The sequence below is a fragment of the Flavobacterium sp. genome (assembly GCF_043760115.1).
Lineage (GTDB): Bacteria > Bacteroidota > Bacteroidia > Flavobacteriales > Flavobacteriaceae > Flavobacterium.
Window position 1 is genome coordinate 1 of sequence record NZ_JAYUPK010000119.1, and the last position, 16197, is coordinate 16197.

Consider the following 16197-nt stretch of genomic DNA (forward strand, 5'->3'; position numbering starts at 1 on the left):
GTTAGACAAATAGAACACTTGTTCGATAGTCTAAATGTTGAAATTACAAAATTCAAATCTGATTCTAATTTACATTGTATTTCTGGCTGCGGTAAATGTTGTACAACTCCACATATTGATGCATCACCATTAGAATTTTTGCCTTGGGCATTTCATTTATTTTTAAATTATAAAGCAGAAGAAACATTAGAAGAATTAAAAAATAATAATACTTCATTCTGTTATATTTACAAACCTTTAAATACTATAAATAACAATAACGGAAGCTGTTCTAATTATAAATATAGAGGATTAATATGCAGACTTTTTGGATTTGCAGCAAGCAAAGATCAATTTGGAAAACTACGTTTGGCAACCTGCAAAATTATTAAAGAAACCCAAAATGAAAATTTTAAAAACACATCAGAAGCAATAAACAAAACACTTTATGTACCTATTTTTTCAGATTATTATATGAAATTGGCACAAATAGATTTTAAAATGGCAACAACAATGTTACCAATAAATTTGGCATTACAAAAAGCAATTGAAGAAGTATTACATTATTATGCTTATAGACCATTTCCAGATGAGCTTAAAGAAATTGCTTAAACTATTAATTGATTTAAGTAAAAAATACTAAGAAGCTTTTTACTCAATAATAAAAATCCCAATCTAAAGTTTCTAGATTGGGATTTTACTTTTTAAGAAATAATGGCTATTTACTCAAATACATCTTTCTTCTAGAATACAATTCATAAAACTGATCATCCTTCAAATCATCAATAAATAAAATACTTTCTCCGGTACTTTTCATTTCTGGTCCAAGTGCTTTATTCACATTTTGAAATTTACTGAAAGAAAAAACAGGTTGCTTAATCGCATATCCTTTTAAATGCGGATTAAAAGTAAAATCGGTTACTTTATTTACACCAAGCATAACTTTTGTGGCATAATTTACATAAGGTTCGCCATACGCTTTTGCAATAAACGGAACCGTTCTTGAAGCTCTTGGATTTGCTTCAATAATATAAACAATATCGTCTTTTATAGCAAATTGAATATTTATTAATCCAACAGTTCGCAATGCCAAAGCAATTTTTTTAGTATGATCTTTTATTTGTTGCATTACAAATTCTCCCAAATTAAATGGTGGCAAAGTTGCATTAGAATCGCCAGAATGTATACCGCAAGGTTCGATATGTTCCATAATTCCTATTATATACACATTTTCTCCATCGCAAATTGCATCAGCTTCGGCTTCAATTGCTCCATCTAAATAATGATCCAATAATAATTTATTTCCAGGAATGTTTTTCAACAAATCGATAACGTGTTCTTCAAGTTCTTGCTTATTGATTACGATTTTCATTCCTTGACCACCCAAAACATAAGAAGGTCGAACTAATAATGGAAAATCTAAAACATCTGCCAAAGCACTTGCTTGATCTGCATTTTCGGCAATTCCGAATTGTGGAAATGGTATTTTTAATTCTGATAATAATTCTGAAAATCGTCCTCTATCTTCGGCTAAATCTAATGCATCAAATGAAGTTCCAAGAATTTTTATTCCATATTTAGATAATTTTTCCGCCAATTTTAAAGCCGTTTGTCCACCAAGTTGCACAATTACACCTTCTGGTTTTTCGTGTCGAATAATATCATAAATATGTTCCCAAAAAACAGGTTCAAAATACAATTTATCTGCTGTATCAAAATCGGTAGAAACCGTTTCTGGATTGCAATTGATCATTATCGTTTCATAACCACATTCTTTGGCTGCCAAAACTCCGTGAACACAAGAATAATCAAATTCTATTCCTTGCCCAATTCTGTTTGGACCAGAACCAAGAACTACAACTTTCTTTTTATCGGTTACAATACTTTCGTTATGAACGTATTTTTCTCCAGTTGCAGTTTCGATTTCTGCTTCAAAAGTCGAATAATAATAAGGTGTTAATGCTTTGAATTCGGCTGCGCAAGTGTCAACCAATTTATAAACTCGTTTAACATTCAAATCATCACGTAATTTATAAACCTGACTTTCCAAACAACCCATCATGTGCGCAATTTGTCTGTCGGCAAAACCTTTTTGCTTAGATTCTAACAACAATTCCTTTGGAAGATTGGTAACATTATATTTAGAAATTTCTTTTTCTAAGGTATACAATTCTTCATATTGTTTCAAGAACCACATATCTATTTTGGTGATTTCGTGAATTCTAGAAAGCGGAATTCCCATCGCAATGGCATCATAAATTACAAAAACTCTGTCCCAACTTGCATAGGTTAATTTTTCTATAATTTGCTCGTAATTTTTATATCCTTTTCCGTCGGCACCAAGTCCGTTTCTTTTTATTTCTAATGATTGTGTGGCTTTGTGAAGTGCTTCTTGAAAAGAACGTCCAATTCCCATAACTTCTCCAACGGATTTCATTTGTAAACCAAGAGTTCTATCTGCGCCTTCAAATTTATCGAAATTCCATCTAGGTATTTTTACAATTACATAATCCAAAGTTGGTTCAAATAATGCAGATGTAGATTTTGTAATTTGGTTTTGAAGTTCATCCAAATTATATCCCAAAGCTAATTTAGATGCAATTTTCGCAATCGGATAACCAGTCGCTTTTGACGCTAAAGCAGATGAACGTGAAACTCTTGGATTGATTTCTATGGCAACAATATCTTCTTTTTCGTCTGGTGAAACTGCGAATTGCACATTACAACCTCCAGCAAAATTTCCTATAGAACGCATCATTAAAATAGCATAATCGCGCATTCTTTGAAACGTTGTGTCCGACAACGTCATTGCTGGCGCAACCGTTATAGAATCTCCAGTATGAATTCCCATTGGATCCATATTTTCTATGGAACAAATAATAACTACGTTGTCGTTTTTATCGCGTAAAAGTTCTAGTTCATATTCTTTCCAACCCATTAATGCTTTGTCAATCAATACTTCATGAATTGGTGACATTTCTAAACCGTAGGTTAGTTTTTCGGCAAAATCTTCTTTTTTGTAAACTATTGCTGCTCCAGTTCCGCCAAGTGTAAATGAGGGACGAATTACTAATGGAAAGCCAAATTCTTGTGCAATTTCTTTTCCACGAAGCATTGAGGTACAAATTTCTGCTGGAGCCGATGGCACTCCAATTTTTTTGAGTAAATCTTTAAACTGATCTCGATTTTCTGTAATGTTAATGGCGTTTACATCGACACCAATCATTTTGACATTAAAATCGTTCCAAATTCCTTTTTCGTCAGCTTCTAAACATAAATTTAAAGCGGTTTGTCCACCCATTGTTGGCAAAACAGAATCAATTTGTGGATGTTCTTTTAGAATTTGAATAATTGATTTTGTAGTTAACGGCAATAAATAAATGTGATCTGCCATTGATGGATCGGTCATTATTGTTGCTGGATTGGAATTTATTAGAATTACTTCTATTCCTTCTTCACGAATTGATCTTGCCGATTGTGAACCTGCATAATCAAACTCGCAAGCTTGACCTATTACAATTGGACCTGAACCTATTATTAAAACCGATTTTATTGAAATGTCTTTTGGCATTGTAGTTAGTTGTTTAATCTGTTCGCAATTGCGAATCAGATTCTATTGTTATTGTTATTGTTGTAGTTGTGTTGATTTTATAATTTAATACAGAAATTTAAAATTAATAAAATTTACCTAGACTGATTTATCATCATTATTAGTTGAAACAATTTTTGATAAAATATCTAATATAGCATGAAAATTAGGATTGTCTTTTTTTAATATAAAAGATACTGGATATTCATTCTGTTCGGCATCAGTTACAATATCATCAAATTTAATAAAAGTAGTATCATTAAATTCTTCAAACCAATGGTCGAATTTTCTTTTTCTTATATAATGTTTTCCATCTGATGAATCACAAATGTAAACTGTAACAGATTTATTATGAAGACTATAAAAATCTTTGAAAATTTTATTAATTGTTGGTCCAATTAATTTATCTAATGTTAATGCTACATTTACTGGTTTATATAAAACTTCGATAACAAATTCAAAAACTAACTCATTTATAATGTCATCAATTTCAATTAAATAACTAGAAGGTTTAAATTTTATTTCATAAATAACATCAGATTGAGTTACAATTGAATAACTATTATTTAACCCTCCAATGAACTCAAAACTATACTCCATACCTAAGCTTGTTTTTAGCTCTTAATCGTGCTATTGAATCTTGAAATTCTTTAGTTTTAAAGTCTTTATGACACTCTTCGATAAGTTCTTTTTGACTCTTAATCAAGTACTTTACTAGCTTATCATTCTGTCTACGTGTAAATATTGAAATGTTCATAAAATAAATATTTTTACAAAGTTACAAATTTTTTCAATTTGAAATTTCAAATCGTAATTCCTATATTATGTGCTAATTAGTATTTAAATAAAAATTATAAATTATATAAAAAAAGCCGCTACTAAAAAATAGTAACGGCTTGATATTGATTAATTGCTAATCATTATTTTTTGTGTCTTGGTTCGCAAGAAACTGTCAATTTATGTCTTCCTTTCGCTCTACGACGCGCAAGTACTTTTCTTCCATTTGGAGTTTCCATTCTGTCCATAAATCCGTGTTTATTTCTTCTTTTTCTTTTCGATGGTTGGAACGTTCTTTTGCTCATTGCGTTGTATCTTTAAAATGTGATGATAATTATGTTTGTGAAGTTTAAAAAATTTGACATTTTTAAACCGAGTGCAAATATACAAACCTTTTTTTTTCTGGCAAGTAGTTTTATGAAAAATATTTTGAAAAACTTTCATACCTTTGTAACTTAAATATTTTAACTATGTTTCACAGAAATATCAAACTTGTTATTGCAGGTTTAATCTTAATTACAGCAGTTTGGCAGTTTACAGAAGGTAATATTGGTAACGGAATTTTTCTTATTTTTATAGCAATTATTCCTGTTTTTTTATATTTCAAAAACGAATTTATACTTCTTGCGTTTTTACAATTGAGAAAACAGAACTTTTCTGGCGCTCAAAAATGGTTATCAAAAATTACAAATCCCGAAACGGCTTTGGTTCAAAAACAACAAGGTTACTACAATTATTTGCAAGGTTTAATGTTATCTCAAACCAATTTATTACAAGCTGAAAAATTCTTTAAAAAAGCTATTCGGTTGGGTTTAAATATGGATATGGATTTGGCAGTTGCAAAATTAAACTTAGCAGGAATTGCAATGTCTAGAAGAAGAAAAATTGAAGCAACTGCTTTGATTGCAGAAGTAAAAAAATTGGACAAACAAGGAATGTTAAAAGATCAAATTACAATGATGAAAGATCAAATGAAGAAAATATAACATACAACCACTTCATTTTCAATACTAACCACGATAACACGTGGTTTTTTTATGCGTAAAATCTTATTTTTTTTAATCTTAAGGATTTTTATCGGATTTATATTGAGATATTAACCATGATTTGTTAATAAGTCTTAAGTTTAAATAACAAATTAAGTTAATTATGAAGAATTTTACACTAATTATACTGAATTTACTATTTTTCTATACTTCATACAGTCAATCGAAGGTTGTTTTATTTTCAGATGAAATTAAAAAGCATATTACAAAATTAAATATAGCAACAGAAGTAGCTTACAAAGAAAATGATGTTACAAAAGCTAATTTATTATTTGATTCCATAGTAGATAACTATCTTGTTGGTACGAAATTGGAAAATTTTACTTTAAAAAATGTTAAAGGAAAAAAAGTGAAATTAGCTAAAATTAATAAGCCAATATTTATTATTACTTACTCATCTTGGTGCGTTTTAAATAAAGCAGAAATTCCAGCTTTGAATAAAATTGCTAAAAAATATGCTACCGATTTTCAATTAATTGTACTTTTTTGGAATACTAAAAAAGAAGTTCAAAAAATAAGTTCGAAATTTGGATTGGATATTAAAGTATGTTATGCCAATGAAAATTATGTAGCAGATGAAAAAACCGTTGCAGTTTTAAAACATTATTTAGGATTTCCAACTTCGTATTTTTTAAATAAAAATTTAGAAATTGTAGATATTAAAAGAGGAAATCCTCAAGTTAAACCAAAAATTGCATTTGCGAAAGCGCTAGATTATAGCTTTAACTATTTTCAAGATAATTTAGCAAACTTCTTATTGCACAAAAATGTAGAAAGAGAAACTTATGTAACTACAAATAATAATTAATATCCAGAAAGTGGTATTTCAAGTTCATATTTCTTTTTGGTAGGATTTGATAATTTTTTATCGCGCAACCAAGGATTATGAATTTTCAAAATTTTATAATTTATACCTTGTGTTTTTGCAAATGTTGCTAAATCTGTAATAGTAGAATCTACAACTATTTTTTTAGTTGGAATGATTTCATACAACTCATTATTAGATAATTGAAAACCATATGAAGTAGCATTCTTCATTATTTCTTTTAAAGCAAGAATTCTAAAAACATATCTAGAAGTTTCATCTGTTAACAATAAATCATAATAGTCTGATACTTTTTGTTCAGTAATTTTAGTATTTACTCCAGTCATTCCGCCATTATATGAAGCTGCAGCAAGTGTCCAATTTCCAAATTTTTGTTTTGCAGCCAATAAATATTTACAAGCAGCTTCAGTAGATTTAATTAAATGATAACGTTCGTCTACAGATTCGCTAACTTCCATACCTTTTTCTTTAGCTGTGTCTGGCATAAATTGCCAAATTCCTCTTGCTCCAGCAGGAGAAACAGCATTTACTAAAGCACTTTCAATAACGGCAAGATATTTAAAATCGTCTGGAACGCCATATTGTTTTAAAATTGGTTCTATAATTGGAAACGCACGATTAGCACGTTTTATAATTAAAATTGTTGACGAATGTAAATTGGCATTTATCAATAATTCTCTATCAAAACGCTCTTTAACATCGGCAATTGTAAGTGGTGTTTTTTCTCCTGCAAAATCAACTTCTGACGGAAAATATTGAGCTGTTCCTTTTCTTGTTTCAGATGAATTTACATTGGCTTTGGTAGCAAAAATTAAAGTACAACTAGCCAAAATAACTAACGTAATTATACCAAATATGTGAATTTTTTTCATAATTATTGATTTTGAGGTGCAAATTTACAAAAAGCCATTCTATTAATAGTACTAATCTGTATCTAAAATCAGTTTTGGTAAATTTTGATTGAACCATTTGTATCGATTTAAAATCATTAAATGCGTTCCGCCTTTTACATTTATAAAATTTTTAATATTTTTAGATGGAAAAACCTCATCTTCATCACCATGAATATGAATTACATTTAAATCTACTTCTACTCTTTCCCAACAAATAACTTGCTCTATTGCCCAATCTAAATAATCTTTGTTTCGCATATGCAAATAGCGTTCATATAATTTTAAACGTTGTTTAATTACATTGCCAAAAGCATATTTTACAAGTAATTCAATATTTGCCAGAAGACTTGTGGGTAATAATTTATATGCTTTTGTAGTTTTTACAAGCTTCATTCTTCTAGGCAATTCTTTGTTAGATTTTACGCTAGAAACAATAATTAATTTTTTTAAAGTTAAAAATTGTGCCATTTCTTGAACCAGAATTCCACCAAAGGATACGCCAACTAAAACAGCATCTTTATGTTTAACATTTTCAGCCATTCGCTTGGCATAAGATTGTAATGTTTCTAGTTTTTCTGGTATAAACCATTCTAATAAGAACACTTCAAATGTATCTTTGGGTAAATCAATTCGTTCAAATATAGTAGCACTTGCAGCCAAACCTGGCATTAAATAAACTGGAATCTTATTCATATTTTTAACTAATTTCGGTTACTAATCCATAATTTATTCCGAAATTTGCATAAAATTACTTATTTTGATTGACTTGGATATGAACACATCGTTATTTTTACAAAAAATGGAAATTAAAGACAATACATTTGCAAGGCAATTTGAAACTTTTGTTGATGAAAAATTGGTTTCGCTTGAATATTCTTTTCAAGAAAAGAAAATTTTTCTTACTAGAATTAATACTCCAGACGGATTTGAAGATGAGGAATTCATAAATGATTTATTAAAAAACATTATGGAAATTGCTTACGAACGCAAGTTAAAAGTAGTTCCTATTTTGCCAAAAATTGCTTTATTTTTTAGAAAAAATACCACTTACAGAGATTTATTGCCTCCTGGAATTAAAATTTAAAATCAATATTTATGAAAAAAAATCTACTTATTTTTTTATTATTAGTTAGTTTTAATTCATTTTCTCAAATTCCACCACCACCACCATGTTTAACTTTTGACAAAATCGATAGTGATAATGATGGATTTGTAGTATTCGAAATTGATTATTATTTAAATTACATAAGAGATCATGCTTTGAATTTAAGCTATAATCTAAGTGGTTATAATTTGGTATTATTCCCATCAGATACTGACTATAATAATAATTCAAATCCTATAACTACAAATAATTATCAAAATATAGAAGCAAACACTCAATTCTGCTCTTTAAAATTGACATATTCAGGTAGTGGAAATTATTATGATGAACCTAATTTATTATATTATTTTAGTTGTCACATATTAGCAACAAATTCTTCAAATGGAGATTTTGACAACGACAATATTGTAAACTCAATTGAAGATTTAAATTCAAATTTAATATTAATTGATGATGATACTGACGGTGACAGAATTGCAAATTATAGAGATATTGATGATGATGGAGATTTAGTAAATACTATTGATGAAGATTATAATGGAAATGGTAATTTTTTAGATGATGATTTAAATGGTAATTCGATTCCAGATTATCTAGACAATTTAGTTTCTGGAAATTTATCTGTTTTAGAAATTTTGAATTCGAAATTTAAAATTTATCCTAACCCAACATCCAATTTTATAGAATTTGAAACCAGTTCAAGTTTTAATTTAAAAATAATTAATACTAAAGGTCAAATTATTAATTCAGTTGAAAACTGCAAAAACAAGATTGACATTTCTTATTTAGAATCTGGAATTTACTTTTTCAAAATTGAATTTGAAAATAATTTCATAATTAAAAAAGTTGTTAAAATTTAAAATAAATATTTATGAAAAAAAATCTACTTGCTTTTTTATTATTAGTTAGTTTTAGTTCTTTTTCTCAAATTCCTGGTCCACCAGGAATAAAATATTTTTCGGTTATAGATCAAGATTATGACGGTTACACATCGTTTAATATTGATTATTATACAAATACTTTCATCAGAAATTTAGCGCTTCAAGAAAACAATTTTAATTTAAGTGGCTATTCTATTGAAGTTTACACCAACTCACAAGATTTATTAAACGGTACAAATGCACTGGCTGCAACATTTACAAATACTGTAATTTTTGCCCAAGATTGTTATTTAAAATTTGTTTATAACGGAACTGGAACACAATACAATGAAGCTGATTTGAATTATTATTATGGTGAAGTTACATTGCAATGTGTAGATCCAAATGGAGATATTGATAACGATTCTGTACTAAACAATAATGAAGATTTAAATGGAAATTTAATTTTAATTGATACTGATACTGATGCTGATGGTCGTTTTAATTTTAAAGACAATAACGATGATGGCGATACTTACACTACAATAAATGAAGATTATAATGGAAATGGTAATCCTATGGATGACGATTTAAACTCCAATACTATTCCAGATTACCTTGATAATTTAGTGAGTGGAAATTTATTATCTAATGATTTTTTTAATTCGAATTTCAAACTTTATCCTAATCCAACCAACAATTTTATCGTATTTGAAATTAGCACTATTTTTAATTTGGAAATATTTGATTCTCAAAGTAAATTAATATCTAACATAGAAAATTGTGCAAGTAAAATTGATGTTTCCAATTTAGAATCTGGAATTTACTTTTTCAAAATTGAAGTTGAAAATAATTTTGTAATTAAAAAAGTAGTTAAATTTTAAGTTGTAATTCTAGAATTCTTATATTTATAAAATGAATTCAGAAGAGACAAGATTACAAATTATTACTTTTTTCGAAAACATCGAAAAATATTATGGTTGCAAAACAGAAATTACAATTGGGTTATCTAATGTAAAAGATGATTTTGATGCAGAACAAACCACTTGGAGTTTATCAGAATTTATATTGCAACGATCAGCTTATAGAAACAATGGCAATAAATTTATGATGGAAGGCAACGGTTTATATTATGAAATTGATGCTACTTCAATAATTAATTTAAACCGACTTGGAAGAAATAAATTTGAATTTATAGAACAATATAGTGAGACGGTTTTTAGAATCACAAAGATTCGATTTCATTATAAGTACTAAGAACTGTATATTGTAAAATTGTATATCGTATATCGTATAACAGTATTTGATTTTTAATTTTATAGAAATCTCAAAATGTTATTTAACTTTTTACAATTTTTACATTATACAATATACATTTATACATTGACTTGTAAAAACTTCAATCTAACACTTCCATCATCATCAATTTTTGTCAAATTAATTTCGTGTAAAGTATTTACCAATTCAGGATTCCAAGGTGTTTTTACTTTGACATAATTTTCTGTAAAACCGTGAATGTATCCTTCTTTATTTTCACTTTCAAAAAGTACCGTTCTGTTAGTTCCAATTTGAGATTCATAAAAAGCACGACGTTTTTTTACTGATAAACCACGTAGCATTTTACTTCTTTTGTTTCTAACATTCAAAGGAACAACATTTTCCATAATTGCAGCTTCAGTATTGTCTCTTTCAGAATAAGTAAAAACGTGTAAATAAGAAATATCCATTTCATTCAAAAAATTGTAAGTTTCTAAGAAATGTTCATCAGTTTCTCCAGGAAAACCAACAATTACATCAACACCAATGCAAGCGTTTGGCATCGCTTTTCGAATATTATCAACTCTATCAGTATAAACTTCTCGTTGATAACGACGCTTCATTTTACCTAAAATTTCATTGCTTCCTGATTGTAACGGAATATGAAAATGTGGTACAAATGTTCTACTTTTTGAAACAAAATCGATAGTTTCATTTTTCAATAAATTAGGTTCAATAGAAGAAATTCTTAATCGCTCAATGCCTTCAACTTCATCCAAAGCTTTTACTAAATCAAGAAAAGTATGTTCATGTTTTTTATTTCCGAATTCACCTTTTCCGTAATCGCCAATGTTTACGCCTGTTAAAACGATTTCTTTAATGCCTTGTTTCGAAATATCGGAAGCATTTTGCAATACATTTTCTAACGCATCGCTTCTAGAAATTCCTCGTGCCAAAGGAATTGTGCAATACGTACATTTGTAATCGCAACCATCTTGCACTTTCAAAAAAGCACGAGTTCTATCGCCAATGGAATAACTTCCAACATAAAAATCGGCTTCTCCAATCTCGCACGAGTGAATTTCGCCCATATCATTTTTGGATAAATCATTAATATAATCGGTAATCTTAAATTTTTCTGTGGCTCCAAGAACTAAATCTACACCATCAACCGCAGCTAATTCTTCGGGTTTTAATTGAGCGTAACAACCAACAGCTGCAATAAAAGCTTTGTCATTAAGTTTTAATGCTTTTTTTACAATTTGTTTAAATTGTTTGTCGGCATTTTCTGTCACTGAACAAGTATTGATTACATACATATCTGCAACTTCTTCAAAATCAACTCTTTCAAAACCTTCGTCTTGAAAATTTCTTGCAATTGTAGATGTTTCAGAGAAATTTAATTTGCATCCTAAAGTGTAGAAGGCAACTTTTTTTTTATTTTCCATAAGATTGCTCAATTAATGAAATCGTTGTCAAAAAATTGAGAGTGTAAATTTACAATTAAATTATAGAAATAGAAATTTTCATGAAATAATACTGGAATTAGGTATTGATTTTTATTAATAAAATGTTAAATTTGAATATGAAAAAAATTATAATTCTGTTAGTATTAAGTTTTTCAATTCAATCTTTTTCTCAAAGTAAAACTATTGATTCATTGAAGCAAATTGTTAAACTCGCTAAAAGTGACACAATAAAAATTAATAATCTTAATTTGTTGAGCCGTGAAAGTGCCGATTTTGAATTGAATGTTAGTAAAATGTACGGTTTTAAAGCGCTGCAAATTGCACAAAAATTAAAAAATAATAGATTGATTGCCAGTAGTTACCATAGAATTGGTTCTGCCTACTTCTATTCAGGTATTTTAGATTCGGCATTGATATTTAACAATAAAGCATTGAAATTAAGACAAATACTAAACATAAAAAAAGATTTAGGTGCCAGTTATAGTAATCTTGGTAATTTACATACTGAACTTACAAATTATAAAGACGCCTTATTTTATCATCAAAAATGTATTGCAGTAGATGCTTTTTATAAAGACAAGTATAATTTAGGCGGTTCGTATGGCGATATGGGAATTACTTATCAAAAAATGGGCGACTTTAATAATTCAATAAAATGCTATTTGAAAAGTCTAAAAATAGCACAAGAGCTCAATGATGAACGTGGTATCTGTATTAATTACATTAATTTAGGAATTTTATATCAATTATCTAATAATAATTTAGAAGCTATAAATTCTTATAAAAAATCACTTTTTTTAGCTAAAAAATTAAATATCAAGCAAGTTGAAGTAAGAATTTTAAACTCGATAGGACAGTTATATTTTGAATTATCAAATAAAGAAAATAATGAGATTGATTCTAAATCGACTCAATTTGAAAAAGCTAAAAAATCATTATTTAAAGCACTTGAAATAGCCAAAAAAATTGGTGATGAATCTGAAACAGCAACAAGTTATGCTGCAATTGGAAATTTTTATTTGAAGCAAATTAAAAATGGAATTAATGATTATAAAACATTCAAATTATCAAAAAAATATTTAGATTCTAATTTAGTGCTTATCACTAAAAATAAAAATGCTTTACAAATTCCGATTGCTTTTAGTTCACTTGGAAATCTATATTTGGAGAAAAAAGATTTTATAAATGCAGAAAAGTATGAATTGAAAGCTTTGCAAGCATCAAATTTAGCTGGAACATTTGATACAAAAATTACTGTTTTAGAAAATTTATACACTATTTATAAAAAAATAGGAAAATCAGATTTGGCACTGAAATATTATGTGGATTACACCAAACTTAAAGATAGTTTATATGGCGTAAATACACAAACATCAATTTTAAAACAACAACTAAACTTTAATTTTGAAAAAAAATCTATCAAAGACTCAATCGCCAATGCCAACCAAAAAATTATTGCATCGGCTAAATTATCTAAAGAAAAAAATCAGAAATTGGCGTTTGGAAGTTTTGCGCTTTTGGCATTGGCTGGCGTTGGTTTTACTTATTTTTTGTACCGTCAAAAACGAAAAACCAACACGCAATTGACCGAAATAAACGATAAAATAAATCGTCAAAATAATACGTTAAAAACCTTAAATACCGAACTTATAACATCGGAAGAAAGCCTTCAAAAATCAAATAACAGCAAAGAACAACTAATCTCGATGATGAGCCACGATTTACTAAATCCGATTACGGCAATTACTAATTACAACCAACAAATAATTTCTAGAAAAAACAATTCTGATGAATTGCTGGAAGCATTTAAAACTGTCGATGCTGCAATTCAGCCCATGCAAGGTTTATTAGACAATATGTTGCATTGGACAGCGATTCAAAAAGATGGAATTTCTGCAAAATTAAAAAAACAAAATATTAGCGAAATTATTAAAGAAATAATTGGTATTTATCGTCCGCAAGCACAATTGAAATTTATAAAATTGAATGATAATTTGGATAAGGATTTTACTTTAGAATCTGATAAATCGATATTGTCGTTAATTTTAAGAAACTTGATAAACAACGCCATAAAATATTCAGGCAACACATCCGAAATTGAAATTGTATCTAATTCTGCAACCAAAACCATCACAATAAAAGATCAAGGTTTTGGGATGACCGATGAAATGATTGGTTACCTCAACGCTAAAAAGTTAGATAAAATAGAAAGTAAAGGAACTGGTTTAGGCTTAAAGCTATGTTATGAATTTGCAGAAGCTATTGGTGCAAATATTATTTTCGAGAAAAATGATGTTGGAACGAGTGTGAAATTGGAATTATAACATAGAGATTTAGAGGTTTAGAGTTAAAATTTTGACTTATTTTTATGATGTTGGAACTAGTGTGAAATTGGAATTATAACATAGAGGTTTAGAGGTTTAGAGGTTTAGAGTTAAAATTTTTGACTTATTTTTATGGATTTATTTTTAAACTGCCTAAACTCTAATTCTCTAAACCTCTAAGTTAAATCAATCGTTGTTTCAAAGCATATTTTACCAATCCAACCGAGTTTGTCACGCCAAGTTTTTGCATAATATTTTTGCGATGCGTATCTACTGTACCTGTACTTATATGAAGTAACTCGCCAATTTCTTTACTTGCTTTCTCGTTGCAAACCATTACCAATATTTCTTTTTCGCGATCACTCAGCATTATATCTTTGGTTTCGTTAAAAATAATGACACTACTTTTTATATATACATCTTCATCTTTGGTAATATCTGTAATATTAGGACTATAATATTCACCTCCATTTGCAACAATAGTTAATGCTTCAATAAAATCTTTAGCATCTATGTTTTTAAGTAAATATCCACTAATTCCTAGCTTCACTAACTTCGGTAAATAACGATTTCCTTTTTGATGAGTTAACATAATAATTTTTAAATCGGAAGAAAACTTCCTTATTTCTGTAACAATTTCAATGGCATTCATATCGGGCAAATGTAAATCCAGTAAAAAAACATCTGCTTCTTTATTAAATTTTTTTGCCATTTCAATAGCATCGCATCCAGAATTGGCATTGCCTAAAATTTCAAAATTTTCATTTTCTTTTAATATCAGTATTAAACCTTGTAGATATAAGGAATGATCATCGGCTAGAATTATTTTTATGGACATAATTACTAATTATTGAGACAAACATACTAAATAAATCATAAAATATTAGTAATTCCTTAACATATACCTAATTACAGTATTGTACGACTTAAATAACGCAATTATTTTTACAAAAAATTATTTATTATGAATTCGAAAATTACCATAACAGTTCTTCTTTTTGGCTCGAATAACGAAATCTTCTCAAATAAAAGTAAAATTTTCAGTAAAAAATTATATTTTTTAATGTCGTTTATAGGATTTAGTTTTATTTCAAATGCTCAAGTAGGCATTAATACAACCACTCCAGACGCTCAACTTGAAATTAAATCTAGTAATCAAGCTACTCCAGCAAATACCGATGGAATATTACTTCCTAAAATTGATGCTTTCCCAGTTGTAAACCCAACATCTGCCCAAGACGGAATGATGGTTTATTTAACACAAACTGTAGGTGTAAATTTAGCAGGATTTTATTATTGGAAAAATTCAAGTTCAATATGGATAAAAGTAAACGGCATAACATCAGAAATTGACCCAAAAGTTGGATCTGTAACTGCTAATAAAGTTCCTAAATGGAATGGAACAAATCTAGTTGATGGAATTATTCATGACAATTCTACAAATGTTGGAATAGGTATAACAAATCCACAATCTAAATTGGAAATTGCTGGTCCAGATAATCCACTTGAACTGAAATTAAGTTCAACAGCTGGGTTTGGAGCGAGTAGATTGACATTTATAAGTGATAAAAGTACTGTTAACGAATGGCGACCAGCTTATATAGAATCAGGAGATAATGCAACAGGCGCTTTTTGGGGACGATTAGATTTTTTTACAAATGGAACTGGTGCAGGAAATAAATTTGGAACCTTGAGAGCCATGAGTATTTCTAATGGAAATCTTGGCATTGGTGTAATAAATCCAACTGATAAACTTGAAGTAGCAGGAAAAACCAAAACCACTAATTTACAAGTTACAAATGGTGCAACTGCCAATTTTGTTTTGCAAAGTGATGCCGCTGGAAATGGAACTTGGGTGAATCCAACAACATTATCTGTAACAGAAAATGACCCACAAGTTTCGTCTACAACGACAAATTCAATTCCAAAATACAACGGAACAACATTAATAGATGGTGTGATGATTGACAACGGAACTAATGTTGGAGCTTCTACAAAGACGATCTTATTAAGAGATGGCTTTGACACAGCTTGGTTTGAGAACGGTCAGACACGTTTAGTACCTTGAGTTC

16 protein-coding genes are annotated in these 16197 nt (G+C 28.6%); 9 read left to right on the forward strand and 7 right to left on the reverse strand.

The window, feature by feature from the left end; all coding sequences use genetic code 11:
• Positions 1–591: YkgJ family cysteine cluster protein (locus ACH2BC_RS10340; RefSeq protein WP_395053922.1), on the forward strand; the 591-nt coding region annotated here is incomplete at its 5' end.
• Positions 592–697: 106 nt separating this feature from the next.
• Here ACH2BC_RS10340 and carB read toward each other — a convergent pair.
• The 3 genes from carB to rpmH form a co-directional block, all read right to left on the reverse strand.
• Positions 698–3550 (reverse strand): carbamoyl-phosphate synthase large subunit, encoded by a 2853-nt coding sequence (gene carB / locus ACH2BC_RS10345; protein ID WP_395053923.1) that lies wholly within the window; start codon positions 3548–3550, stop codon positions 698–700.
• A gap of 117 nt (positions 3551–3667) precedes the next feature.
• Positions 3668–4168: a DUF6169 family protein gene (locus tag ACH2BC_RS10350; protein WP_395053924.1), complete on the reverse strand. Its 501-nt coding sequence runs from the start codon at positions 4166–4168 to the stop codon at positions 3668–3670.
• Positions 4169–4488: 320 nt separating this feature from the next.
• Positions 4489–4650 carry a 50S ribosomal protein L34 gene (rpmH, locus tag ACH2BC_RS10355; protein WP_074723512.1) on the reverse strand — a complete coding sequence of 54 codons (162 nt, stop codon included), beginning with the start codon at positions 4648–4650 and terminating at the stop codon, positions 4489–4491.
• Between the two features lie 165 nt (positions 4651–4815).
• On the opposite strand from rpmH, the gene ACH2BC_RS10360 reads away from it, so the two are divergent.
• Both ACH2BC_RS10360 and ACH2BC_RS10365 read left to right on the forward strand, forming a co-directional pair.
• Positions 4816–5331, forward strand: coding sequence for a DUF2892 domain-containing protein (locus ACH2BC_RS10360; RefSeq protein WP_395053925.1), 516 nt, complete (start codon positions 4816–4818; stop codon positions 5329–5331).
• Positions 5332–5494: 163 nt separating this feature from the next.
• A complete protein-coding gene (locus ACH2BC_RS10365; protein ID WP_395053926.1) occupies positions 5495–6199 on the forward strand; it encodes a TlpA family protein disulfide reductase in 705 nt (234 codons plus the stop codon).
• On the opposite strand, the gene ACH2BC_RS10370 is transcribed toward ACH2BC_RS10365, so the two are convergent.
• Positions 6196–7089 (reverse strand): lytic transglycosylase domain-containing protein, encoded by an 894-nt coding sequence (locus ACH2BC_RS10370; RefSeq protein WP_395053927.1) that lies wholly within the window; start codon positions 7087–7089, stop codon positions 6196–6198. The two genes, ACH2BC_RS10365 and ACH2BC_RS10370, sit on opposite strands and share 4 nt — an antisense overlap.
• 51 nt (positions 7090–7140) lie before the next feature.
• Positions 7141–7803: an alpha/beta fold hydrolase gene (locus ACH2BC_RS10375; RefSeq protein WP_395053928.1), complete on the reverse strand. Its 663-nt coding sequence runs from the start codon at positions 7801–7803 to the stop codon at positions 7141–7143.
• Positions 7804–7909: 106 nt separating this feature from the next.
• Between ACH2BC_RS10375 and ACH2BC_RS10380 the strand changes: the two genes are divergently transcribed.
• The 4 genes from ACH2BC_RS10380 to ACH2BC_RS10395 are packed head-to-tail and all read left to right on the forward strand — an operon-like array spanning position 7910 to position 10332.
• Positions 7910–8194, forward strand: coding sequence for a GNAT family N-acetyltransferase (locus ACH2BC_RS10380; RefSeq protein WP_395053929.1), 285 nt, complete (start codon positions 7910–7912; stop codon positions 8192–8194).
• Between the two features lie 11 nt (positions 8195–8205).
• On the forward strand, positions 8206–9075 hold the full coding sequence (locus ACH2BC_RS10385; RefSeq protein ID WP_395053930.1) for a T9SS type A sorting domain-containing protein: 870 nt from the start codon (positions 8206–8208) through the stop codon (positions 9073–9075).
• A gap of 11 nt (positions 9076–9086) precedes the next feature.
• Positions 9087–9959 (forward strand): T9SS type A sorting domain-containing protein, encoded by an 873-nt coding sequence (locus ACH2BC_RS10390; protein WP_395053931.1) that lies wholly within the window; start codon positions 9087–9089, stop codon positions 9957–9959.
• Between the two features lie 31 nt (positions 9960–9990).
• Positions 9991–10332, forward strand: a complete 342-nt coding sequence (locus tag ACH2BC_RS10395; protein WP_395053932.1) for a hypothetical protein — start codon at positions 9991–9993, stop codon at positions 10330–10332.
• Positions 10333–10451: 119 nt separating this feature from the next.
• Here ACH2BC_RS10395 and mtaB read toward each other — a convergent pair whose 3' ends face one another.
• On the reverse strand, positions 10452–11780 hold the full coding sequence (mtaB, locus tag ACH2BC_RS10400) for a tRNA (N(6)-L-threonylcarbamoyladenosine(37)-C(2))-methylthiotransferase MtaB (protein WP_395053933.1): 1329 nt from the start codon (positions 11778–11780) through the stop codon (positions 10452–10454).
• Positions 11781–11917: 137 nt separating this feature from the next.
• Here mtaB and ACH2BC_RS10405 point away from each other — a divergent pair, with 137 nt between their 5' ends.
• Complete coding sequence (locus ACH2BC_RS10405; RefSeq protein WP_395053934.1) at positions 11918–14125, forward strand: tetratricopeptide repeat protein; 2208 nt, start codon at positions 11918–11920, stop codon at positions 14123–14125.
• A gap of 181 nt (positions 14126–14306) precedes the next feature.
• Here the strand turns inward: ACH2BC_RS10405 and ACH2BC_RS10410 are convergent, their stop codons facing one another.
• The gene (locus ACH2BC_RS10410; RefSeq protein ID WP_395053935.1) at positions 14307–14963 is read right to left on the reverse strand and encodes a response regulator; all 657 of its coding nucleotides are present in this window, start codon (positions 14961–14963) and stop codon (positions 14307–14309) included.
• Positions 14964–15089: 126 nt separating this feature from the next.
• On the opposite strand from ACH2BC_RS10410, the gene ACH2BC_RS10415 reads away from it, so the two are divergent.
• Positions 15090–16193, forward strand: coding sequence for a hypothetical protein (locus ACH2BC_RS10415; RefSeq protein ID WP_395053936.1), 1104 nt, complete (start codon positions 15090–15092; stop codon positions 16191–16193).
• The last annotated feature ends 4 nt before the right edge of the window (positions 16194–16197 follow it).

Excerpts from the sequence above, each read along its gene's own strand:
- ACH2BC_RS10360 (WP_395053925.1), top strand. The coding sequence starts at position 4,816 with ATGTTTCACAGAAATATCAAACTTGTTATTGCAGGTTTAATCTTAATT.
- ACH2BC_RS10395 (WP_395053932.1), top strand. The coding sequence starts at position 9,991 with ATGAATTCAGAAGAGACAAGATTACAAATTATTACTTTTTTCGAAAAC.
- ACH2BC_RS10410 (WP_395053935.1), bottom strand. The coding sequence starts at position 14,963 with ATGTCCATAAAAATAATTCTAGCCGATGATCATTCCTTATATCTACAA.
- ACH2BC_RS10415 (WP_395053936.1), top strand. The coding sequence starts at position 15,090 with ATGAATTCGAAAATTACCATAACAGTTCTTCTTTTTGGCTCGAATAAC.
- ACH2BC_RS10405 (WP_395053934.1), top strand. The coding sequence starts at position 11,918 with ATGAAAAAAATTATAATTCTGTTAGTATTAAGTTTTTCAATTCAATCT.
- ACH2BC_RS10370 (WP_395053927.1), bottom strand. The coding sequence starts at position 7,089 with ATGAAAAAAATTCACATATTTGGTATAATTACGTTAGTTATTTTGGCT.
- mtaB (WP_395053933.1), bottom strand. The coding sequence starts at position 11,780 with ATGGAAAATAAAAAAAAAGTTGCCTTCTACACTTTAGGATGCAAATTA.
- ACH2BC_RS10390 (WP_395053931.1), top strand. The coding sequence starts at position 9,087 with ATGAAAAAAAATCTACTTGCTTTTTTATTATTAGTTAGTTTTAGTTCT.
- carB (WP_395053923.1), bottom strand. The coding sequence starts at position 3,550 with ATGCCAAAAGACATTTCAATAAAATCGGTTTTAATAATAGGTTCAGGT.
- ACH2BC_RS10380 (WP_395053929.1), top strand. The coding sequence starts at position 7,910 with ATGGAAATTAAAGACAATACATTTGCAAGGCAATTTGAAACTTTTGTT.
- ACH2BC_RS10385 (WP_395053930.1), top strand. The coding sequence starts at position 8,206 with ATGAAAAAAAATCTACTTATTTTTTTATTATTAGTTAGTTTTAATTCA.
- rpmH (WP_074723512.1), bottom strand. The coding sequence starts at position 4,650 with ATGAGCAAAAGAACGTTCCAACCATCGAAAAGAAAAAGAAGAAATAAA.
- ACH2BC_RS10365 (WP_395053926.1), top strand. The coding sequence starts at position 5,495 with ATGAAGAATTTTACACTAATTATACTGAATTTACTATTTTTCTATACT.
- ACH2BC_RS10375 (WP_395053928.1), bottom strand. The coding sequence starts at position 7,803 with ATGAATAAGATTCCAGTTTATTTAATGCCAGGTTTGGCTGCAAGTGCT.
- ACH2BC_RS10350 (WP_395053924.1), bottom strand. The coding sequence starts at position 4,168 with ATGGAGTATAGTTTTGAGTTCATTGGAGGGTTAAATAATAGTTATTCA.